We start from the raw sequence: 730 nt of genomic DNA, 5'->3' as shown, positions 1-730 counted from the left end.
CAGGACGAGGTCGTCGGTATCGACACCGACGCCCAGGAAGTGGCCCTCGCCGATTCTGACACCGTCGAGTACGATTACCTGCTCGTGGGGCTGGGCTCGCAGACGGCCTTCTTCGGCATCGACGGCCTCGAAGAGCACGCGCTGACGCTCAAGAGCCTCGACGACGCCCTCGAAATCCACGACAAGATTCAGCAGGCCGCTCGCGAAGCCTCCACGAACGACCCTGCGCAGGTCGTCATCGGCGGCGCTGGCCTCTCGGGCATCCAGACCGCCGGCGAAGTCGCCGAGTTCCGCGACGAACACAACGCGCCAATCGACATCCACCTCGTCGAAGGCCTCGACCAGGTCCTGCCCAACAGCGACCCCGAACTCCAGGGTGCCCTGCGCAAGCGCCTGGAAGCCGCCGACGTGAACATTAAATGCGGCGAGTTCATCGGCGAGGTCGACGAGGAGACCGTCTACATCGGCGACGAGGACGAACTGGACTACGACGTGCTGGTCTGGACCGGCGGCATCACCGGCCGGGACTGCATGCAGGATGTCGACCTCGATAAAGACGACCGCAACCACCGCGTCCACGCGGAAGGGAACTTCCAGACCGACGACGAGCACGTCTTTGCGATTGGTGACTCGGCACTCATCGACCAGCCCGGCGACCAGCCCGCGCCGCCGACGGCCCAGGCCGCCTGGCAAGCCGCCGAGGTTGCCGGCGAGAACCTCGCTCGCGCCG

At 66.3% G+C, this 730-nt stretch carries 1 protein-coding gene; it reads left to right on the top strand.

Annotated features, from left to right (window positions below; genetic code table 11):
* A partial coding sequence (locus VI234_RS21195; protein WP_336331230.1) for an NAD(P)/FAD-dependent oxidoreductase occupies positions 1-730 on the top strand: 730 nt, incomplete at both ends.

It is taken from the genome of Haloarcula sp. CGMCC 1.2071 (assembly GCF_037078445.1).
In the GTDB taxonomy this organism is placed as follows: domain Archaea; phylum Halobacteriota; class Halobacteria; order Halobacteriales; family Haloarculaceae; genus Haloarcula; species Haloarcula amylolytica.
This window is presented reverse-complemented; position numbering and strand designations above follow the sequence as displayed.